Source organism: Sorangium sp. So ce131, from assembly GCF_051519095.1.
GTDB lineage: Bacteria > Myxococcota_A > Polyangia > Polyangiales > Polyangiaceae > Sorangium.
In genome coordinates, this window is record NZ_CP150455.1 from 9,835,142 (window position 1) to 9,856,400 (window position 21,259).

Here is a 21,259-nt window from a genome sequence, read left to right on the forward strand (position 1 = left end):
AGCACATGGCGCACCTGAGGCTGCCCATCGCCGAGTACATTCGTGACTACGGCCCCCACGTCTCCGACACGCCGGTGACCGGGTGGGGACCGAAGCCGGAGCCCGACAGGCTGGTCGAGACCCATTGCTGCTTCTGCGGGATGCAGTGCGGCGTGAAGCTGCAGGTCAAGGAGAACAAGGTCATCGGCCTGGAGCCGTGGGAGGAGTTCCCGTTCAATGAGGGACGGCTCTGTCCGAAGGGCGTCAAGCGGTACCTGCAGACGCACCACCCCGATCGCCTGACCGACCCGCTGATCCGCGATGGCCGCGGGTTCAGGAAGGCGAGCTGGGACGAGGCGCTCGACCTCGTGGCGTCGAAGGTGCGCGCGATCCAGAAAGAGAGCGGCAAGGACGCCTTCGCGATGCTGAGCGGGGTGTCGCTCAGCAACGAGAAGAGCTACCTCGCCGGCAAGTTCGCCCGCCTCGCGATCGGCACCGCCAACATCGATTACAACGGCCGGTTCTGCATGGTCTCCGCGGGCGCGGGGAACAAGAAGGCGTTCGGGATCGACCGCGCGGCGAACGGCTGGGACGACATCCCCGAGGCCGAGGTCGTGCTGCTCGCGGGCACCAACGTGAGCGAGTGTTTCCCGACGCTGACGCACTACATCTGGAGGGCGCGCGACCGCGGGGCGAAGCTCGTCGTGGTCGACCCGCGCGAGACGCCGATCGCCCGCACGGCCGATTACCATGTTCCCCTCCGCCCGGGGACCGACAGCGCGCTGAACCAGGCGCTGCTCCACGAGCTCATCGCGAACGGCTGGATCGACCGGGAGTTCGTCGAGCAGCGCTGCGCCGGCTGGGCCGAGCTCTGCGCCTCGGTGGCGCGCTGCACGCCCGAGTGGGCCGCCGAGATCTGCGGCGTCCCGGCGGCGCTCGTCCGCGAGGTCGCCGCCGTATGGGGACAGGCCAGGACGAGCTTCCTCCTGCACGCGCGCGGCGTGGAGCAGCACACGAAGGGCGTCGAGAACGTCCTCAGCCTCATCAACCTCGTGCTCGCCACCGGCAGGATCGGCAAGAAGGGCTGCGGCTACGGGACCATCACGGGACAGGGAAACGGGCAAGGCGGGCGCGAGCACGGGCACAAGTGCGATCAGCTCCCCGGCAACCGCGACATCGAGAACCCGGAGCACCGCAAGCACATCTGCGAGGTATGGGGCATCACCGACGCCGAGCTGCCGCGCAAGGGCAAGACCGCGGTCGAGATCGTCGAGGCGATCCACGCGGGCGAGATCCGCGGGCTGCTCAACATCTGCTTCAACCCGATGGTCAGCCACCCCGACACCAACTACGCCCGCGAGGCGCTCGGGAAGCTCGGTTTCTTCTGCGTCATCGACTTCTTCATGAGCGAGACGGCCCGCTACGCCGACGTCGTGCTGCCCGGCTCGCTGCACGAGGAGGAAGAGGGCACCTCGACGACGGCGGAGGCCCGCGTGGTGCGCCTCCGCGCCGCGGTGGAACCGCCGGGCAACGCGCGGCGGGACTCGTGGATCCTCCTCGAGCTCGCGAGGCGGCTCGGCAAGGGCAAGCACTTCGTGTTCTCGAGCAGCGAGGACATCTTCAACGAGCTGCGCCGCGCGAGCGCGGGTGGGACCGCGGACTACGCGGGCATCACGTACGAGCGTATCGAGCGGGAGATGGGGGTGTTCTGGCCCTGCCCGTCGGAAGGGCACCCGGGGACCCCGCGGCTCTTCGAGGACGGGAGGAGCTACCATCCAGACGGCAAGTTCAAGCTGATCCCGACCCCGTACCGCCCGAGCGCCGAGGTGCCCGACGCGCAGTATCCGCTCTACATGACCTCGGGACGGAGCGTGTTCCACTATCTCAGCGGGACGCAGACGCGGCGGATCAAGTTCCTCGTCGAGAAGAGCCCCGGGCCGACGTGCGAGATGCACCCCGAGCTCGCGGCGGAGCTCCGCCTCGTCGACCGGCAGCTCGTCACGGTGGAGACCCGCCGCGGCGGGATCACGGTGCCGCTCCGGATCGTCGCGTCGATCCGCCCGGACACGGTGTTCCTGCCGTACCACTGGCCCGAGGAGCTCGCCGCCAACCAGCTCACGGTCCGCGCGCTGGATCCCGTGAGCAAGATGCCGGAGTTCAAGGTAGCCGCGTGCCGGGTGCGCCCTGCCACGCGCGCGGAAGCCGATCGGGCGCGGTCGCTGTTCGCCGAGCTGAAGCTGGAGGCCTCATGAGCGGAGTGGTGCGGGATTTCTTCATCGATTTTCAGCGGTGCATCGGCTGCCAGGCGTGCGCCGCGGCGTGCTCGGAGTGCCACACGCACCGCGGGCTGCCGATGGTGCACGTCGACCTGGTCGAGCCGGGCGTGTCGATGCAGACCGCGCCGATGGTCTGCATGCACTGCGCCGATCCGACGTGCGCGTCCGTCTGCCCGGCCGACGCCATCAAGGTGGACGAGAACGGGATCGTGCACTCGAGCCTGAAGCCCCGGTGCATCTCGTGCGGGAACTGCGAGCTCGCGTGTCCGTTCGGGGTCCCGATCATCAAGGTGGGAATCCAGCAGATGCAGAAGTGCGACATGTGCTTCGACCGGACGAGCGCCGGGCTGAAGCCGATGTGCGCGACGGTCTGCCCCTCGGGCGCGTTGTTCTACGGGACGCGCGAGGAGATCGCGCAGCAGCGGCCGGCGAGCAAGGCGGTCAACCGCTGGCGGTTCGGCCACCAGCGGATCACGACGCGCGTGCACGTGATGGTGCCGCACGACGTCGACGAGATGGAGGTCGATCTGCCCGCCTTCGACGAGGGCGGCGGCCCCGCGGCGCTCGCGACCGCCTTCGCGGCGAGCGCGGGCGGCGGGCGCGAGGCCCGGGAGGCCGGCGCGGAGGCGGCGCCGGAGGCGGAGTTCCTGTGAAGCGCCCGGACGACGTGCCCGCGTGGCGAGAGGACTTCCCCTACGAGTCCGAGGGCGACGACCACGTGACCCGCCGTGATTTCGCCCGGTTCCTCGTGCTGCTGAGCGGCGGGCTCGCGGCCGGCAACGCCGTGGTGTACCTGCGCTCGCGCCGCCCGCCGGAGGAGCCGCACGCCCGCCGGGAGATCGCGCGCGTCCGCGACCTCGCGCCCGGGAGCGCCGTGGCCTTCCGCTACCCGGACGAGGCGACGCCTGCGCTGCTGATCCGCCGGGCGGACGGCGAGCTCGTCGCCTTCGAGCAGAAGTGCACCCACCTCGGCTGCCCGGTCTCGTACGAGCGGGAGGGCGGCGAGGGCGAGGGCGAGTGCCTCCGCTGCTACTGCCACAACGGCCGCTTCGACGTCGCCTCGGGCGAGGGCACGTCCGGGCCGCCGCGCGACCTGCGGCCGCTCGGGCGCATCGCGCTGGAGGTCGAGGACGGCAGGGTGTTCGCGGTGGGGCGCCCGCCGCGGCGCGGGTCGTGAGGGGCGCGGAGGTGGACCATGCCGATCCCTGGACCGAGACACGACCTCCGCCCGGGCGCGAAGAGCGCGATGAGCGCGCGGCTGCTCGTCGTCGCGATGCTCTGCGCGTTCCAGTACTGGCTCCTCACGTCCACGGTCGAGGCGTACAACGGCGGCGACCGGGACATCCCGCTCCCGGCGCTGGCGACCTCGCTCGTGTGCTTCGCCCTGGGAGCCGGCCTGGTCGCCGCGGGCGAGCGGTCGGCCCTGCGGGCGCGCCGGAGGTCCCAGCCTCCGCGGCGGGAGGGGCGCAGCGGCGCGGCGTGAAGGGCGGCGTGAAGGGCGGCAGGGCGCGCGCTCGCGGCGCCGTTGCGGCGCCGTCCTGGGTCACGCGCCGCCGGGCCCTGCTCCTCCGCGCGGCGCGATCACCTTCCCCGGGTTGAGGATCCCCGCCGGATCGAAGGCGTCCTTGATGCGGTGGTGCAGCGCGAGCGCCGCCGGGCCGAGCTGGCGCTCGAGGAAGCCGCGCTTCAGCGTGCCGACGCCGTGCTCGCCGGTGATCGTGCCGCCGAGCTCGAGCGCCTCGGCCATCACCGCCTCGAAGGTCGCGACCGCACGCGCCTCGGCCGCCGGGTCGCTCCGGTCGAAGACGACCAGCGGATGCAGGTTGCCGTCGCCGGCGTGCGCCACGGTCGCGACGGTGGTCTCCGACCGGGCGGCGATCGCGTCGATGCGCCGGAACATCTCCGGCAGCCGCGGCAGCGGCACCGCGACGTCGTCGACGAGCACGGTGCCGAGCCGCTCGACCGCCGTGAGCGCGAGCCGGCGCGCCGTGAGCAGCAGCTGCCCCTCGCCCTCGTCCTCGGTGACGGCGACCACCGTCCCCCCGGCGCCCTCGCAGGCCGCCTGCATCCGGATCAGCTCGTCGGAGCCGGCCGCGTCGCTCTGCGCGATCAGCATCGCGGCGGCGTCGATGTCGAGCTCGAGCCGCCGGTAACCCTCGACCGCGCGGACGGCCGTGCGGTCCATGATCTCGAGCAGCGACGCGTCGACCGACCGCACGATCTCCGCCACCGCCCGCCCCGAGGCCTCGAGCGACCCGAACGTCGCGACCAGCGTCGTCGGCGGCCGGGGCCTCCGCCGCAGCCGCAGCGTGATCTCGGTGATCATCGCGAGCGTGCCCTCGGAGCCGACGAGGAGCCGCGTCAGGTCGTAGCCGGCGACGTCCTTGCGGCTGCGGCCGCCGGTGCGGACCACCGTCCCGTCGGCGAGGACCGCCTCGAGGCCGAGCACGTAGTCGGCCGTGACGCCGTACTTCACGCAGCACAGGCCGCCGGCGTTGGTGGCCACGTTGCCGCCGATCGTCGAGACGGCGTAGCTCGACGGGTCGGGCGGGTACCACAGCCCTCGCTCGCGCGTGGCGGCCTTGAGATCGCCGTTGACCACCCCCGGCTGGACCACGGCGATCATCGAGGCCTCGTCGATGGCGAGGATCCGGTTCATGCGCTCGAAGCTCACCACCACACACCCGTTGACGGCGGTCGCCCCGCCCGCGACCCCGGTCCCCGCGCCGCGCGGCACCAGGGCCACGTGGTGCCGGGTCGCCCACCGCGAAAGCGCCTGCACCTCCTCGGTCGAGGACGGCCGCGCCACCGCGATCGGCCAGCCGCCGGCCGCCCAGATGGCCTGATCGTGCCGGTATCCCTCGGTCACGTCGCGATCGGTGATGAGCCCGTCGCCCAGCGCGAGGGCGAGCTCGTCGAGGAGTTTCATGTGCCGTAGAACTCCGAGAGGTGGGCCCGCAGCAGGGTCGCGGCCGATTTCGCGTTGCCGCGCTCGATCGCGCGGAGGAGCCCGCGGTGCTCCTCGACGACCCGCGGACGGAGCGTCGCGAACGAGCGCCCGCGCATCGCCTCGTCGAGGTGGAGCCCGATGCTGTCCTTGACCGCGAGCATCACGAGGGCGAGCGCCTGGTTGCCCGAGGCCGCGACCAGCGCGACGTGGAACGCGACGTCGGCGCGGTAGAACTCGTCCGGCGACGCCTCCGGCCGCTCCATCTCCGCGAGCGCGGCGCGCGCCTCCTCGAGGTGCGCCGCGACCGGCGCGGCCGCCGCGCGGGCCATCCCGGCGGTCTCGATCGCGACGCGTAGCTCGATGAGGTCCGGGAGCGGCACGTTGCGGAGCTGCACCACGTGGGTCAGCGCCTCGCAGAACCGGTCCACCGCCGCGTCGGGGCTCGCGGCCTGCATCGGCGAGGTCCGCCCGCGCGGCGCGAGCAGCCCCTGCGCCTGGAGGTGGCGCAGCGCCTCGCGAACGGTCGCGCGGCTGACCCCGAACTGCTGGGCCAGCTCGCGCTCGGGCGGCAGGCGCTCCCCCGACGAGAGCGAGCGGCTCAGGATCGCGTCGCGGATCTGTTCGGCGACGTGCACGTAGATCGCCGACCGGGGCACGGCCTGGAAGCGGATACGATTGGCCATATTGTCCGTTGGTCAGACCACTCTATCTTCAAAGGTTCCCCCTTGTCAACCGCGGCCGTTGTCCCTCTCACCCCATGACCGAGCCGCTGCCTCTGTCGGTCGAGCCCACGTCGCCGCGCAGCGCGAGCGCGCCCGCTCCGGCGCGCGATCGCGCTAGGATCACCCTCATGCAATATTTCCGCCCCTTCTTGTCCCTCACGACGGCCCTGGTCCTCGCATCGCTCCACGGCGCCGGCTGCTCCGACACGCCGGGTGATCCAGCGGGCAACACGTCGGGCGGTGGGCCGTCCGGCACCGGCACCGGCGGCGGATCCGGCACGGAGGGGCAGCAGTGCGCGCCGTCGGGCGGCGGGCCGCACTGGCTGGAGGAGGGCGAGACCGTGACGTTCCCCGTGTCGTGCGCGACCGGCCTCGAGCTCCCCGCCGACGCGTTCGAGGTCGGCCCGCTCCCGGACGGCGCCGTCTACGACCCGATCGCGCGCGAGGTGACGTTCTCGCCCGGGCTCGATCAGGCCGCGGTCTACGAGATCGAGATCCGCGTCGCGCAGCTGTCCGAGGTCGGGCGCGTCAAGATCGGCGTCGCCGACAACTGGGCGGATCCGGCGAACGTGCCCGTCGCCGACCCGACCCGTTACCCCGAGGAGTACGGCCTGCCGGTGCTCTTCCTCTCGCCGGCCCCGGTCGCGAAGGAGTACGCCCCGGCCACGGTGGTGTACCGCGGCCACACGTACGCCGCCGAGGCGGAGCTCCGCGGCGAGAGCTCGCTCTCCTACCCGAAGAACAGCTACACCCTCAAGTTCCCGAAGGACGACAAGTTCAACGAGCCCGAGGAGGCCGGCGGCCTCACCGATCGTCGCAAGGTCGTGCTCATCAGCACCTTCGACGACAACTCCTATATCCGGCAGCGCCTCGCCTACGACCTCTGGAACCGCCTCGACCCGGAGCACATCCAGATCAAGGCCTACAGCGCGGTGGTGTACCTCGACGGGCAGTACCTGGGGCTCTACACCGTGACGGATCACGTCGACGGCTACCTGATGGAGGATCACGGGTTCTCGCAGGACGGCAACCTCTACAAGGCGGTCAGCCACGACGCGAACTTCGCGCTGACGACGTTCGCGGACAGCCGCAAAGAGAAGGATACGCTGCACGACGGCTACGAGAAGAAGGAGGGCACGCCGCCCGAGGGCGAGCCGGGGGCGTTCGACGACCTGGAGGAGCTCGTGAGCTTCGTGGCCTCGACCGACCACGCCACGTTCCGCTCCGGGATCGGGTCGAGGATCGATCAGCGCGACTACGAGGACTGGTGGATCTTCGTCACGTTCATCATGGCCGACGACTCGGCCGGGAAGAACAGCTACCACTACCGCGATCCGGCGGCTGACGGCGTCTTCCGTTATGCGCCGTGGGACTTCAACGCGAGCTTCGGCCAGAGCTGGGAGACGGAGCGCATCTGGGCCCCGATGACGGTCGACTACCAGGGGATGAACGGCCTCTTCCGGCGCTTCCTCAACGAGCCCACGATCGCCGACCCGCTGCAAGCCCGCTACGGGCAGGTCCTGCACGGCGTGTTCGACGACGCCGCGATCCAGGCCATCATCGACGGCTACGTCGAGCGCATCGACGCGAGCGCGCGCCGGGACGAGGCGCGGTGGGGCGAGGTGTACCGGAGCTACGAGGGCTGGAGCTGGCGCGAGGACTTCACGACGTACGAGGAGGAGATCGCGTACGTGAAGGCGTGGATCTCGGAGCGGTGGCAGTACCAGGACGCGCTCTACTGAGCGCCGGCGGCAGGCCGGCGGCGCCGTCGCGACCAGGCTCCCGAGGGCAGGCGGGCGCGGCCGAGCCGAGCGCCCGCGCCCGCCGCGGTTCGTGGTAACGTGCGCCCCGCGGCGGGGGAGCGCGCTCCGCCGCGAGCACCCCATGGCCAACGAAGACATCGTCATCTCCTCGGACAAATCGCTCCTCGACGTCGACCGGATTCACACGTTCCTGTCGTCCGCCTACTGGAGCAAGGGGATCCCCCGGGAGGTCGTCGAGCGCGCCATCGCGGGCTCGTTGTGCTTCGGCGCCTACAAGGCGGGCGCGCAGATCGGGTTCGCCCGGGTGATCACCGACCACGCGACCTTCGCCTACCTCGCCGACGTGTTCATCGTCGAGGCGGAGCAAGGGAAGGGGTACGGCAAGGCGCTGGTCTCTCGCGTGATGGAGTCCCTCGCCCCGCTCCACCTCCGGCGGGCGATGCTGGCCACCGCCGACGCGCACGAGCTCTACCGGCGCTTCGGCTTCGCGCCGATCGAGAAGCCGGACAGGTTCATGGAGATCAACGTGAAGGACATCTACCTGTCCGGAAGGACGCGGTGACGGCGGCGGCCCGAGGATCGGCGCGCGGCGCGCCCCCTCCTACAGGGGAGGCGCTCCGTAGACGAGCTTGGCGCCGTCCTTGTCCCGCTGCGTGAGCACCAGATCGCCCACGTTGGTTCCGTTGCACTGCCAGTAGTGCATCACCGAGGCGGCATCGTAGCTGGTCAACGCCCGCCAGCTGCCGTCCTCGAAGCAGGGCCAAGCGCCGGACTCGGGCCGCGTATGCTCGTGCCGGAAGCCGAGCGTGTGCCCGAGCTCGTGCCGCAGGACGCCGCTCAGCGTGTAGGGCGCGATCGGGCCGAACGCGCCGGCGTCGACGAGCATGCTGCGGTAGGCGCGCGGGTAGCTCGGCAGGAAGGCCCGCGCGAGGTAGGGCTGCCAGACCGTGGGGCTCACGTCGAACACCACCGCGGGGTTGTTCGCGGCGCAGGCCCAGTCATGGGCGCTCAGGTGAGTGAAGTTGACGTCCGCCGCCGCCTCCCACGCCGCGGTGGCGTTCGCCATCGCCACGACCACGGCCGCGTAATAGCCCCCGAAGGAGGTGCTCACGCAGTAGGTGATGTTTCGTTTCTGGGCGTCGCTCCACCGATCGTCCGCGAGGCCCGCGCTCTGGACGATGAGCGCCCCCTGCTGCACGTGCGCCAGATAAAAATCCTCGAGCTGCTCGCGCGTCGCGATCGGCATGTCCCCGTCGACGATGTAGACGCCGGTGTCCGGCTCCCGGTACACGCCGGCCTCGAACTCCTCGAAGCTCGTGGCCGTGGTCCCCAGCTCCTCGCTCGCTGCCGGGGCGTGCTCCCCTGGGTCCCCGATGCAGGCCCCCAGGGCGAGCGGCATCGACGCGAGCAGCGCAAGCGCACCCGCTCCATGAAATGAAGTCCAATGCATCACGACACTCTCCTTGAAAGCTACCGGATTCGATTGGAACTCGGAGAGAGCGGCCTCACGCCCAGCAGGCCAGTGCCGCCAAGAGGGCCAGGCGGCGAGGAATCGAGCCGTTTCACGAGAGACGGGGCGGGCCCGCGGCCCGCCCCCGTCACAGCCCGAGGCGCCGCAGCGGGAGCTCCCGCGCGCGCTGCTTCGTCAGGGCGAACACCGCGTTCGCGATCGCGGGCGCGACGGGCGGCACCCCCGGCTCCCCGACGCCGCCGGGCGGCGCGTCGCTCTTCACGAGCTCCACGTGGATCCGCTGCGGCACCTCCGGGCTGCGCACGACCGGGTAGTCGCGGAAGTTCGTCTGCTCGACCGCGCCGCCCTTCACCGTGATCGCGCCGTGGAAGGCGATGCTCATCCCGAAGACCACCGCGCCTTCCATCTGCGAGCGCGCGCGGTCCGGGTTGATCACCGTGCCGGCGTCCGCGACGAGCCACACCTCGTCGACCTTCACCTTGCCGAGCGTGTCCTTCGAGACCGCGGCGACGACCGCCACGTAGGTGAGGAAGCTCCGGTGCGCCGCGAGCCCCACGGCGCGCCCCGCCTTGCGCGCGGCGCTCCACCCCGAGATCTCCGTCACGCGCTCGATCACGTGCCGCAGCCGGCCCACGTCGACCGGGTGCTGCTCGATCGGCGCCCCGTAGTTCGGGACCTTCTCGACGCCGAGCTCCGCGAGCGTCGCCTTGCGCGCCGGGCCGAGCACCTCGAGCAGCACGTCGCGCGGATCGGCCTGCCGCGCGTGCGCGATCTCGTCGATGAAGCTCTGCACCGCGAAGGCGTGGAAGATGTTGCAGACCGACCGCAGCCAGCCGATCCGGACGTGCGCCGGCGCGTCGCAGGCCTCGACGCGGACGTTCGGGGACGAGAGCGCGAGGTCGAGCACGCCGAGGCCGAGCTCCCCCTCGCTCGGCGTCTTCTGCTTCGCGTCGAACGTCGACGGGATCGGCGGGAACGCCGTCCGGTGCAGCCAGGCGCCGACCTTGCCGTCCGCGTCGAGCCCCGCCTTCAGGTGCTGCGCGCTCACGCTGTGGAAGTAGCCGCTCTGCACGTCGTCCTCGCGCGTCCACTGCACGCGCACCGGCGCCCCCATCGCGCGCGAAAGGAGCGCCGCCTCCGCGACGTAGTCCGGCTTCGACTTCCGCCCGAACCCGCCGCCGAGGAACGTCACGTTCACCGTGACCTTGGCCTCGTCCAGGCCGAGCGCGCGCGCCACCTCGGCGCGCGCCGCCTGCGGGTTCTGCGTCGGCGCCCACACCTCGCAGCCGTTCGCGTCGACCTTCGCCACCGCCGACGGCGGCTCCATGGCCGCGTGCGCGAGGTGCGGCACGTGGTACTCGGCCTCGATCGTGCGCGCCGCCTTCGCGAACGCGCCGTCCACGTCGCCGACCTTCCGCACCACCTTGCCGGGCGCGCGCACCGCCTGCGAGAGCGCCTCGCGGTAGCTCGCCGAGTCGTACGCCGCGTTCGCGCCGTGATCCCACTCGACCTCCAGCGCCGCGCGGCCGCGCATCGCCGCCCACGTCGTGTCCGCCACGACGGCCACGCCGCCGAGCGGCTGGAACCCCACCGCGCCGCCCTTCGGCGCCGGCAGCTCCACGAGCTTCTTCACGCCAGGGACGGCCAGCGCGCGGGCGCCGTCGTACCGCACGACCTTGCCCCCCACGACCGGCGGGCGCGCGATCACCGCGGTGAGCATGCCGGGCAGGCGCACGTCCGCGCCGAACTGCGCGCGCCCGGTGACGATCGCCGGCCCGTCGATCAGCGGGAGCGGGCCGCCGACGCGCTTGAGCTCCGCGTTCGGGCGCAGCGCCACGGTCTTTTCGTCCGGCACCGGCAGCTTCGCCGCATCGGCCACCAGCTCGCGGAAATCCAGCGAACGCTTCGACTTCGCGTGGTGGACGGCGTGCCCCTCGGCGACGCACTCGGCCGCGGGCACCCGCCACCGCTTCGCCGCCGCCGCGACCAGCATCGTGCGCGCCGTCGCGCCCACGCGCCGCATCTTCTCGTAGCCGTCGCGCACGCTGCGCGAGCCGTCGGTGTTCTGATCGCCGTAGGCCTTGTCGCCGACCGCCTGCACGATCGTCACGCGCGCCATGTCGGCGCCGAGCTCGTCGGCGATGACCACCGGCAGCGAGCTGCGGATCCCCTGCCCCATCTCCGACCGGTGGCAGACGATCGACACCATCCCGTCGTTCGCGAGGTGGAGGAACAGGCCCGTCCGGAGCCCCTGCGCCGCCGGGGCCGGCCCCGGCGCCGGCGGCGGCGCGGCCTCGGCGTCGGCCCCGGCGAGCCCGAGCGCGAGCCCGCCCGCCGCGAGCCCGAGCCCCGCGAGGAAGGAGCGACGGAGGAGGACGACGCGTTGCTGTTCCATCTTCACTCCGTGGGAAGGCCGGCGGCCTTGCGGACCGCCGCGCGGATGCGCGTGTACGTGCCGCACCGGCAGATGTTGCCGGCGAGCGATTTGTCGATGTCCTCGTTCGAGGGGCGCGGGTTCTTCCGCAGCAGCGCGGCCGCGCTCATGATCTGTCCCGCCTGGCAGAACCCGCACTGCGGCACGCCGAGGTCCACCCACGCGCGCTGCAGCGGGTGATCGCCGGTCGGGCTGAGCCCCTCGATCGTCGTGACCGAGCCGCCCGCGGCGCGCCGCACCGGCGTCACGCAGGCGCGCACGGTCTCGCCGTCGAGGTGGACCACACACGCCCCGCAGAGCGCCTGGCCGCAGCCGTACTTCGTCCCCGTCAGGCCGAGCACGTCGCGCAGCACCCAGAGGAGCGGCGTCTCCGGATCCACGTCGAGCTTCTGCTCGGCGCCGTTCACCTTCAGGATGATCATGGTCGGGCCTCCTCGGGCGGGCACGCGGCGCCCGCTTTCACCCACGCGTCGATGAGCGCGCCGAACACCGCCTGCGTGCCGGGCGCCTTCGTGCGGCCGTGGCCGGGCGCCCACCCCCACGCGACGAGCTCGTCGTGCGCGGAGTGCTCGACGATCTGCGCGAGCGTCTTCTTGCCGTTGCGCGCCGGATCCTTGATCTGCCCGCAGATCGCCGACGGCGACCGGCCGAGCCACGCCATCTCGGCGGGCGCGAGGTGCCAGCCCGGCGCCCCGGGCACACGCGCGAGATCGAGGTTGTGCGCCTGGTGGCACGACGTGCACTCCAGCGCCGCGACGCCGCGATCCCGCTCGCCGCGCTCCACCGGCGGATCGTGGCGAGCGCCGCTGTCGCCCTGGCGCGGGACGCCGTCGTGCGGGTGGCAGTTCACGCAGCGCGGGTGGAGCAGCACCTTGCTCGCCTCGAGGAAGAGCTGGGCCGCGCGCGCGTCGTTGTCCCGGATCGAGGCGAACGCCTCCGGGCCGCGGAGCTCGCCCGGGGCCGCGGGCGGCAGGACCGGCGCCGGCGCCTCCGCGCGAGGGGGGGCGTCGCACGCCGCGGCGAGGAGACCGACGCCCGCGAGGAGCGATAGGAAAAGTGGCTGCATCGGTCGGCGTAGAGTGCTGGCTCCGCGCCCGCAACACAAGACATATTCGGAACTTACGACCTCGGCGCCGCCCCCTGGCCATCCACCCTCGAGCGCTCCACGACGTCGTGTCGAAACGCGATCGCGCTCCTGGGCGGGCTCGTGAGGAAATACGCTAGGTTACCCATCTGTTCAGCGCCTGTGGCCAGCAGCCGAGAACTTGCCCTGTCGCACCGTCCCCCCGCCGGCCCCGCGGCGGCGAGCCCGCGGCCGAGGCGCGGAGGCCGCGGCGTGAAGCCCGCAGGCGCGCGCCGCGAGCGAGCCCGAGACCCTCCGAGACACCCTCCCTGAGCCCATGGCAGGATGCATCGCGAGACGCCCTTTCAGCCACGGCACACGCCTGTAGCGAACTGTCACGAGGGCTCCGGGGAGCGCGGCTCCACGCCACGATGCGGCGCGCCGACTCCCGTTCATCCACCCTGAACCGCCAAATCCAGGGTCATGGCTCGCCGCATGCAAGCGTCTCGACGCATGAGCAAGACGATGGGATTGGGCGAGGCTACTCAGGCATCCCCGTACCTGTTCGCCCCAGTTGAGGCAAGCTGCCACAGCGCGCCGTTCAGCGCGGAGCGCGGGCCGACGCCGGGGATGCAGGTAAGCCCTCAGCTCCGGCTCATCCGCGCGCTGGGCCAGGGCGGCATGGGGAGCGTCTGGCTCGCCGAGCACGTCGCGCTCAAGACGCACGTCGCCGTGAAGTTCCTCCGCGACGTGTACATGGACCACCCGCAGGCCGCCATGCGCCTCCAGCGCGAGGCAGAGGCCGCCGCCCGGATCCAGAGCCCCCACGTTGTGCGCGTCTTCGACCTCGGCTTCACCGATCAGGGAGTACCCTACATCGTCATGGAGCACCTCGAAGGGGAGACGCTCCAGGACCTGGTCGAGCGCCGCACGCGGCTCTCGCTCGAGGAGACGGTCGCCATCGTGCGCCAGATCGGCGCGGCGCTCGCGAAGGCGCACGAGGCGGGCGTCGTCCACCGCGACATCAAGCCCGAGAACATCTTCCTCGTGGGCGGCGAGCGCGAGCCGTTCATCAAGGTGCTCGACTTCGGCATCGCCAAGAACACCGCGGTGGACGCCGAGCGGCTCACCGTCACGGGCGCCATCATGGGCACGCCGCACTTCATGTCGCCGGAGCAGATGGCGGGCGGGGCGCGGGTCGGGCCGCACAGCGACCTCTGGTCGCTCGGCGTCGTCACCTACTTCTGCCTGACCGGACGAATCCCCTTCGGCGGGGCCACCATCGCCGCGGTGGCGGTCGCGATAGACCGCGGGCCGCCGCCGCCGCCGTCCCAGCTCGCCCCGGAGCTGCCCCCCGCGATCGACGCGTGGGTCCTCTCGATGCTCCAGGCGGACCCGGCGCGCCGCCTCCAGAGCGCCCGCGCCGTGCTCGAGTCCCTGGACGCCGCCCTCGGCGCGCCGCGCGACTCGCGGCCGACCCCGATCCCGACCGAGCGCATGCACCGCGAGCCGTTCGGGTCGGGCGAGGGGTTCCAGTCGCTCGTGACCACGCTGATGCCGCCCGGCATGATCGGCTCGTTCTCGCCGCGCGCGCGGGTGCGCGGGCGCACGTGGGCCATGGCCGCGGCCGCGCTGCTCGGGGCCAGCACGCTGGCGTGGGCCGGCGCCTCCGGCGTGGCCGGGCACGCGTCCGCCGCGCAGAGCGCGTCGCTCGCCGCGATCGGCGGCAACCCGGTCGGCGCCCTCCCGGTCGAGCGCCTCGCCGTCGCCGCCGACAAGCCGGCCGAGCGCCCCGCCCCCGTCGTCGAGCCGGCCGCTCAGGACGCGGCGGAGGCGGCGGCCGCGCCGGCGCCCGGAGCGCAGGGCGCTCCCGAGGCCCAGGACGCGCAGGGCACGCCGGGCGCGGCCCGGGCCCCCGGCGCCGTTGCGGCCGCCCCCCGCGCCGTTCCGGCTGCCCCCTCCGTCTCCCGGGCGGCGCCCGCCGACCCGCAGGCCAAGAAGGTCGCGCCCCGCACGCGCGCGCGCCGCGACCTCGGCTTCTGATCGAGGAGACCCACCATGGTTCCCGGGGACAGAACGCTGAGGATGCTCGTCTGCCTGCTCATCGCCGCCTCGCCGGCGGTCGCCTCGGCCAGACAGGACGCCGGCGACGGGCCGGAGGAGAAGATCCGCAGCGAGGCCCGGGAGCTCGTGTACCAGGGCGACGAGCTCTTCGCCCAGAAGAAGTACGCGGAGGCGCTCCGCGCCTACCAGCGCGCCGAGACGCTCATCCGCGTGCCCACGACCTCGATCGAGGTCGTCAAGACGCTCGCCGCGATCGGCCGGCTCAGCGAGGCGCGTGATCTCGCGGCCGCGATCGGCTCGTCGCACGCGGCCCCGGACGAGCCCTGGCCGTTCACGCAGGCGCGGCGCCGCGCCGACGCGCTGCGGGACGAGCTTGCCAACCGCATCCCCAGGCTGCGGGTGAACATCACGCCGACCGCCGCCGGCGCCCGTCTCAGGGTCGACGGCCAGGAGATGAAGCCGTCCGCCGAGGGCTCCCTGATCGACCCTGGCAACCACTGGATCGAGGTCCAGGCCGACGGGTATGTCAGCGCCCGGCAGCGGGTCTATGTGCCCGAGCGGGAGGTCACGACGGTCGACGTCGCCCTCGCGCCGGAGCCTCCGGGGCCTGGTTCCGGGACCAGGCCGTGGGTCGTCGGCGGGTTCATCACCTCCGGCGCCGGGCTGGCGCTGGGGCTCGGCGCGGGCGCGGCGTACCTGAGCGCGAGGGGCGACCTCGAGGACGCGTGCCGGCGGGGCGCCGCCGGCTGCTCCAGCGACGCGCGCAGCTCCGCGAACACGGTCGGCTGGGTGTCCAACGTGGGGTTCGGCCTCGCCGTGGCCGGCGCGGCCGTCGGCGGCCTCGCCCTGGTCCTCGACGCGAAGGCGCCGTCCTCGGCGGTCACGTGGGCGGTTGGCCCGGGCTACATCGGCGTTCGGGGGACATTATGATCAAGAGAGCGGCGGCATGCCTCGGCGCCTTCGCCGCGTGCGTCGCGGGGTGCCAGGTCGTCGCCCCGCTGCCCAGCGTGAACGACGGCGGCGATGGCGAAGGCGGCGCGCTGGTGAGCGACGGGGGCGACGGCGACGCGGCGCGCGACGCCGGCGAGTCGAGCTACGAGGGCGACCCCTCGCCGGACCCGCCAGACCCGACGGGCCCCTGCAAGGTCGACGCGTGCTCGACGCACTGCGTTGGGTCGATGGCCCTCTGCGAGCTCGCGCCGCAGTACCCGTCGGTCAACGCATGCTGCACGATCTGCGACGCGATGCCGTCGCCGGCGGGCTACGCCGGATGCCGCGACGTGCAGACCGGCGATCCTGCCGGCTGCACCGAGGCCGGTCCGCTCGGCCCGGAGAGCGACGACGAGTGCATCGGCGGCTGCGAGGCGCTCTGCACGGTCTTCGCGGCCCGCTGCCCGGCGAGGATGCCGGACATCGACACCTGCATGGTCCTGTGCGCGCTCTGGCCGAGGCCGGAGGTGTTCAACGCGTGCGGCCGGCTCGACGACGAAGGGTCGCTCGACTGCCGCGTGCAACAGCTCTACATCGCGCTGGAAGAGCCGGACGAAGAGAAGCTCGACCAGGTATGCCGCGACGTCCTGCAAGGCCGTTGCCCCAAGCCGCAGTGCAAGGCCGGCGCGCTGGATTGACGGCCGTCGGTGGACGGGGCGCCGCTGCCCCGGGCGCGGCATGGAACAGCGCGCCGCGGCGGGAGGTGCTACCCCCTCGCCCACCGTGACCTCTCGCGTTCGCCAGGAAGAGTTCTCCCCCGAGCCGCGCGCCGCCGGCGACGCGGCCTCGCCCCCGCCCGCGTCGGGAGGCCCCGTGCGTTTTCCCGAGGAGCTGCCCATCTCCGCGCGGGTGCTCGACATCGCCCGGGCCATCGAGGGAAACCCCGTGGTGATCGTCGCCGGCGAGACCGGCTCGGGCAAGACCACGCAATTGCCCAAGATCTGCCTCGCCATGGGGCGCGGGCTCTCCTCCCGGATCGGCGTCACCCAGCCGCGCCGCATCGCGGCGACCAGCGTCGCGGCCCGCGTCGCCAAGGAGCTCGGCGTCGAGCTGGGCAAGGAGGTGGGCTACAAGATCCGGTTCTCGGACCGCACGAGCCCCGCCACCTACGTCAAGTACATGACGGACGGCATCGTCCTCGCCGAGATCCAGGGCGATCCGCGGCTCCTGGCCTACGACACGTTGATCATCGACGAGGCCCACGAGCGCAGCCTCAACATCGATTTCCTGCTCGGTTATTTGAAAAAACTCTTGCCGAAGCGGCCGGATCTCCGCGTCATCATCAGCTCTGCCACGCTCGAGACCGACCGGTTCGCCTCCTATTTCGGCGGGGCGCCGGTCATCGAGGTCTCCGGCCGCACGTACCCGGTGGAGGTCATCCACCGCGCCCCGGAGGGCGGTGAGCCCGAGATCGCCGACGCCGTCGCGAACACGGTCGAGGAGATCACCTCCATCGATCCGCGCGGCGACATCCTCGTGTTCCTGCCGGGCGAGCGGGAGATCCATGACACGATGGCCGAGCTGGAGCGCCACGGGCTGCCGCACACGACGCTCCTGCCGCTCTACGGGCGGCTCCCTCAGGGCGATCAGCAGCGCGTGTTCCAGTCGCTGCCGGGGCGGCGGATCGTGCTCGCGACGAACGTGGCGGAGACGTCGCTCACGATCCCGGGCATCGTGTACGTGGTCGACTCGGGGCTCGCCCGCGTCAATCGTTACAGCCCCCGCACGGGCGTCACCCAGCTCCAGATCGAGCCCATCTCGCGCGCGAGCGCCGATCAGCGCAAGGGGCGCGCGGGCCGCGTGCAGAGCGGCGTCTGTTTCCGGCTCTACCCGGAGCAGGACTACCAGGCGAGGCCGGCCTACACCGATCCGGAGATCCTGCGCGTCGGCCTGTCGGGCGTCATCCTCCAGATGAAGGCGCTCGGGCTCGGCGACATCGAGGATTTCCCCTTCCTCGACGCGCCCTCGAAGCGCGCGATCGACGAGGGGTACCGGGTGCTCGAGGAGCTCGGGGCGATCGACGAGTCCGGCGGGCTCACGGACATCGGCGGGAAGCTCGCGCGGCTGCCGCTCGACCCGCGGCTCGGCCGGATGGTGCTCGGCGGCGAGCGCGAGGGGGCGCTGGCCGAGGTGCTGATCATCGCCGCCGCGCTCGGGGTGCAGGACCCGCGCGAGCGGCCGCTCTCCGCGCAGCGGCAGGCCGACGAGGCGCACCGGAAGTTCAGGGACGAGGGCTCCGATTACGCGGGGCTCCTGAAGCTGTGGAGTTTTTACCAGGACGCGCAGGGCAGGCTGACCCAGAACCAGCTCCGCAAGGCTTGCCGCGACCACTTCGTCTCTTACCTCCGCATGCGCGAGTGGGTCGACGTGCACCGCCAGATCAGCCGCATCACGCGCGAGATGGGCTTCTCGCCGAACACCGCGCCCGCCAAGGGGGAGGCGATCCACCGCGCCCTCCTGCCCGGGCTGCTCAGCCGGATCGGCATGTGGAACCAGGAGAACAGGGTCTATCTCGGGGCCCGCCAGACGCGGTTTCAGCTCCACCCCTCCTCCGGCCTCGCCAAGAAGCCGCCGGCGTGGATCATGGCCGCCGAGCTGGTCGAGACGTCGCAGCTCTTCGCCCGCATGGCGGCGAGCGTCGATCCCGCGTGGCTCGAGGCCGCGGCCGGCCCGCTCTGCAAGCGCAGCTACAGCGATCCTCACTGGGCCGCGAAGCCGGCGGCCGTGATGGCCCGGGAGCAGGTGACGCTCTACGGCCTGCCGATCGCGCGCGACCGCAGGGTGGATTACGGCCCCATCGATCCCAGGTCCGCGCGCCAGATCTTCCTCCTGCACGCGCTGGTCCGGCAGGAGTACACGACGCGCGCGCCCTTCATGGAGGACAACCGCCGGCTCTTCGAGGAGGTCAGCCGGCTGCGCGACAAGGCGCGCCGGAGCGAAATGTTGGCCGACGAGCACGCGCTGGAGCTCTTCTTCGACCGGCGCGTGCCCGAGGGGGTCTACAGCGGCAAGACGTTCGAGGCGTGGCGGAAGGAGGCCGAGGCCGAGGATCCGCGGGTGCTCCACCTCTCGCTCGCCGACGTCCTGCTCGACGAGGCCGCGGAGCTGTCGCCCGAGCGTTTCCCGGACGAGCTCGAGCTGTACGGCGCCCGGGTGCCGCTCTCGTACCGCTTCGACCCGGGCGAGGACGACGACGGCATCACCCTCTCGCTCCCGCTCGTGCTCCTGCCGCAGGCCGATCCCGACGAGCTCGAGTGGATGATCCCCGGCTGGCACGTCGAGAAGATCGCGCTCCTGCTCGAGTCGCTGCCGAAGGCGATCCGCAAGGCGCTCGTCCCGCTCCGGGAAGTCGCCCGGGACATCGCGGCGGATCTGCGCCCGTTCCAGGGCCCGCTGCGGCCTGCGCTCGCGCGCGCGGTCGAGGAGCGCACCGGCGAGCGCGCGCCGCCCGACGTGTTCCGCCCCGAGGATCTCCCGCCCTACCTGCGCTTCTATTTCCGCGTGATCGGCGAGGACGGCCGCGTGATCGGCGAGGGGCGCGACCTCCGGGATCTGAAGGATCGCCTGTCCGGCCGCGCGCGGGAGGCCTGGGCGCGGGTCGGCAAGGCGGGTCTGGAGCGGGACGGCCTCACGTCGTTCGGCGTCGAGGCGTTGCCCGAGCGCGTGCCGGTGGACGTCGGCGGGCAGAGGGTGTTCGGTTATCCGGCGCTGGTCGACGCGGAGACCTCGGTGTCGCTGCGCGTGCTCGCCTCGCGGGCCGCGGCGGTCGAGGCGACGCGCGGCGGCCTGCGGCGGCTGATCCTGCTGCAGATCGGGGGCAAGATGAGCCAGCTCGAGCAGCCGCTGCGCAGCGCGGTGGCGGTGAGCGGCCTCGGCGCCAAGGTGGCGCCGGGCGAGCCGGGCCTCGCGCGGCAGATCGCGCTGCGCGCGCTGGACGAGGCGTTCCAGCTCGGCGACCCGGCCTCGTTCCCGAGGACCCGGGCCGCCTTCCAGGCGCGGCTCGACGAGGGCCGGCGGTCGCTGCAGGGTGTGCTGGGGAGGCTCGCGGGCCTCGCGCGGGACATCGGGGTGGAGCTCGATCGCGTGCAGTCGATGCTCCGGTCGATGACGGGCAAGCCCGGCGCCTCGCGGCCGGCGCTCGACGACGTGCGCACGCAGCTCGATTTCCTGCTCCCAGTGGGCCTCTTCCAGCGCGCCTCCCTCGACCGGCTCGCGCACCTGCCCCGTTACCTCCGGGCGATGCAGGTGCGGCTCGAGCGCCTGCCCAACGGCCCGCAGAAGGACCAGGCCAAGGCCGCCCAGGTGCTGCCGTTCTGGCAGGACTGGCTCAAGCACCACGACGGGCTCCGCCGGAAGGGCGCGCCGGTCGAAGAGCTGGAGTCGTTCCGCTGGATGATAGAGGAGCTGCGGGTATCGCTCTTCGCGCCCGAGCTGAAGGCGGCTGTCCCGGTGTCGCCGCAGCGGCTCACCGAGCAGTGGAAGCGGCTGATGGGCTAGGCCGCTCCCCCCGGAAGTCCGGCCAGGGTTGGCCGGACTTCCACCCCGCGTCCTGTCGACGCAGGGACCTGGGCGGGAGCTCTGCAGCGCGGAGCTACTCGCCGCACCCCTGCCCGCACGTGAGGAGCGCGCGGCAATCCGTGTTCGCCGCGCAGCCATCCACGACGTCCGTGAGGCAGGCGTCCGGCTCTGCGCCGCCCCCGAGGACGCCGTTCAGGCAGTTCACGCACGCCTCGGTCGGCTCTGCCTCCGGGTTGATCGTCCCGTCGTCCGCACACGCGTCGGTCGCGGCGTCCTCCGTGTCACACACGTCGTTGCACGTAGCCCCTTCCCCGCAGGCACAGGACTCGACGACCAGCCTGGACAGCTCCGCATCCCCCTCTTCGTGCTCCGCAGAGCAACACTCGAAGCACGCGTCTTCGGCCAGGTCGGCGCACTCGCTGCCGGAGCCGCCTCCGCCATTGCCTCCTCCGCCCTCGTTTCCTCCGCCCGTCCCCGTGCCCGTCGTGACGGTCGAGCTCGCGGAGGTGGTGGTCGTTCCGCCGGGCCCGCCGCCCGCGCCGCCCTCACCCCCCGAGCCTCCACCGCCGCCGTCGTCCGAACAGGCCGCCACCGCGCACACCGAGACCAGAATCGCTGCGAACTTAAGGCTCTTCATGAATGGTTCTCCTGACACTGACGGTTACGCTGCTCCGACGCGAACGAGGAGGCGGCGAACGCCGCCGCTCTTGCGGAGCGCCTTCTCCAAGCTCCGGCACCGGTTCGCGGCGCCGAGCCTCTCCCTACACTAGAAATTTTCAGAATGATATCTGCCGCGTGCACACGGCGTCCCTCATCCCGCCGGCGGCCCTACGCCGACAGCGGAACATAACTGTGATTTCAATCACAAAACACGCACAGGGACTCCAGCGGCAAGGTCTTTGTACAGGGGGAATAAACGGTAGCACGTCGGAAACGTGTGCAATTCCAACCCAGCGTTGGAAACCTGCTCTCGATTCGTTTCCCATGGAATCACGCTGCGAAGCGACATGCGCAGATGGGTTCGCGGCG

17 protein-coding genes are annotated in these 21,259 nt (G+C 72.2%); 10 read left to right on the plus strand and 7 right to left on the minus strand.

Features of this window, described 5'->3' with window-relative positions:
• Positions 1–5 precede the first annotated feature (5 nt).
• The 4 genes from WMF43_RS35690 to WMF43_RS35705 are packed head-to-tail and all read left to right on the plus strand — an operon-like array spanning position 6 to position 3,738.
• The gene (locus WMF43_RS35690) at positions 6–2,231 is read left to right on the plus strand and encodes a molybdopterin oxidoreductase family protein (RefSeq protein ID WP_437671606.1); all 2,226 of its coding nucleotides are present in this window, start codon (positions 6–8) and stop codon (positions 2,229–2,231) included.
• Positions 2,228–2,908, plus strand: a complete 681-nt coding sequence (locus WMF43_RS35695; protein WP_437671608.1) for a 4Fe-4S dicluster domain-containing protein — start codon at positions 2,228–2,230, stop codon at positions 2,906–2,908. The genes WMF43_RS35690 and WMF43_RS35695 overlap by 4 nt, the downstream gene beginning before the upstream one ends.
• Positions 2,905–3,432: a Rieske 2Fe-2S domain-containing protein gene (locus WMF43_RS35700; RefSeq protein ID WP_437671610.1), complete on the plus strand. Its 528-nt coding sequence runs from the start codon at positions 2,905–2,907 to the stop codon at positions 3,430–3,432. Before WMF43_RS35695 ends, WMF43_RS35700 begins: the two co-directional genes overlap by 4 nt.
• Positions 3,433–3,450: 18 nt before the next feature.
• Positions 3,451–3,738, plus strand: coding sequence for a DUF6755 family protein (locus WMF43_RS35705; RefSeq protein WP_437671612.1), 288 nt, complete (start codon positions 3,451–3,453; stop codon positions 3,736–3,738).
• Between the two features lie 60 nt (positions 3,739–3,798).
• On the opposite strand, the gene WMF43_RS35710 is transcribed toward WMF43_RS35705, so the two are convergent.
• Together WMF43_RS35710 and WMF43_RS35715 are read right to left on the minus strand one after the other, a co-directional pair.
• Positions 3,799–5,184 (minus strand): FAD-binding oxidoreductase, encoded by a 1,386-nt coding sequence (locus WMF43_RS35710; RefSeq protein ID WP_437671614.1) that lies wholly within the window; start codon positions 5,182–5,184, stop codon positions 3,799–3,801.
• Positions 5,181–5,888 (minus strand): FadR/GntR family transcriptional regulator, encoded by a 708-nt coding sequence (locus WMF43_RS35715; protein WP_437671616.1) that lies wholly within the window; start codon positions 5,886–5,888, stop codon positions 5,181–5,183. Before WMF43_RS35715 ends, WMF43_RS35710 begins: the two co-directional genes overlap by 4 nt.
• A 167-nt stretch (positions 5,889–6,055) precedes the next feature.
• Here WMF43_RS35715 and WMF43_RS35720 point away from each other — a divergent pair, with 167 nt between their 5' ends.
• Positions 6,056–7,669 (plus strand): CotH kinase family protein, encoded by a 1,614-nt coding sequence (locus WMF43_RS35720; protein WP_437671617.1) that lies wholly within the window; start codon positions 6,056–6,058, stop codon positions 7,667–7,669.
• Between the two features lie 142 nt (positions 7,670–7,811).
• Positions 7,812–8,252: a GNAT family N-acetyltransferase gene (locus tag WMF43_RS35725; protein ID WP_437671619.1), complete on the plus strand. Its 441-nt coding sequence runs from the start codon at positions 7,812–7,814 to the stop codon at positions 8,250–8,252.
• 39 nt (positions 8,253–8,291) lie between these two features.
• On the opposite strand, the gene WMF43_RS35730 is transcribed toward WMF43_RS35725, so the two are convergent.
• The 4 genes from WMF43_RS35730 to WMF43_RS35745 all read right to left on the minus strand — a co-directional run bounded on the left by WMF43_RS35730 (position 8,292) and on the right by WMF43_RS35745 (position 12,661).
• On the minus strand, positions 8,292–9,140 hold the full coding sequence (locus WMF43_RS35730) for a hypothetical protein (protein WP_437684154.1): 849 nt from the start codon (positions 9,138–9,140) through the stop codon (positions 8,292–8,294).
• Between the two features lie 148 nt (positions 9,141–9,288).
• Entirely contained in the window at positions 9,289–11,556 is a 2,268-nt protein-coding gene (locus tag WMF43_RS35735; protein WP_437671621.1) for a molybdopterin cofactor-binding domain-containing protein, read from the minus strand.
• A gap of 2 nt (positions 11,557–11,558) precedes the next feature.
• A complete protein-coding gene (locus WMF43_RS35740; RefSeq protein ID WP_437671623.1) occupies positions 11,559–12,017 on the minus strand; it encodes a (2Fe-2S)-binding protein in 459 nt (152 codons plus the stop codon).
• Complete coding sequence (locus WMF43_RS35745) at positions 12,014–12,661, minus strand: Isoquinoline 1-oxidoreductase subunit (RefSeq protein ID WP_437671624.1); 648 nt, start codon at positions 12,659–12,661, stop codon at positions 12,014–12,016. Before WMF43_RS35745 ends, WMF43_RS35740 begins: the two co-directional genes overlap by 4 nt.
• Positions 12,662–13,288: 627 nt before the next feature.
• On the opposite strand from WMF43_RS35745, the gene WMF43_RS35750 reads away from it, so the two are divergent.
• The 4 genes from WMF43_RS35750 (at position 13,289) to hrpA (ending at position 20,209) form a co-directional block, all read left to right on the plus strand.
• Positions 13,289–14,701 carry a serine/threonine-protein kinase gene (locus WMF43_RS35750; RefSeq protein ID WP_437671626.1) on the plus strand — a complete coding sequence of 471 codons (1,413 nt, stop codon included), beginning with the start codon at positions 13,289–13,291 and terminating at the stop codon, positions 14,699–14,701.
• Between the two features lie 15 nt (positions 14,702–14,716).
• On the plus strand, positions 14,717–15,652 hold the full coding sequence (locus WMF43_RS35755) for a PEGA domain-containing protein (RefSeq protein WP_437671628.1): 936 nt from the start codon (positions 14,717–14,719) through the stop codon (positions 15,650–15,652).
• A complete protein-coding gene (locus tag WMF43_RS35760; RefSeq protein ID WP_437671629.1) occupies positions 15,649–16,350 on the plus strand; it encodes a hypothetical protein in 702 nt (233 codons plus the stop codon). The genes WMF43_RS35755 and WMF43_RS35760 overlap by 4 nt, the downstream gene beginning before the upstream one ends.
• An 85-nt stretch (positions 16,351–16,435) precedes the next feature.
• Positions 16,436–20,209, plus strand: coding sequence for an ATP-dependent RNA helicase HrpA (gene hrpA, locus WMF43_RS35765; RefSeq protein ID WP_437671630.1), 3,774 nt, complete (start codon positions 16,436–16,438; stop codon positions 20,207–20,209).
• Between the two features lie 94 nt (positions 20,210–20,303).
• Here the strand turns inward: hrpA and WMF43_RS35770 are convergent, their stop codons facing one another.
• Positions 20,304–20,867, minus strand: a complete 564-nt coding sequence (locus WMF43_RS35770) for a hypothetical protein (RefSeq protein ID WP_437671632.1) — start codon at positions 20,865–20,867, stop codon at positions 20,304–20,306.
• Positions 20,868–21,259: the final 392 nt, after the last annotated feature.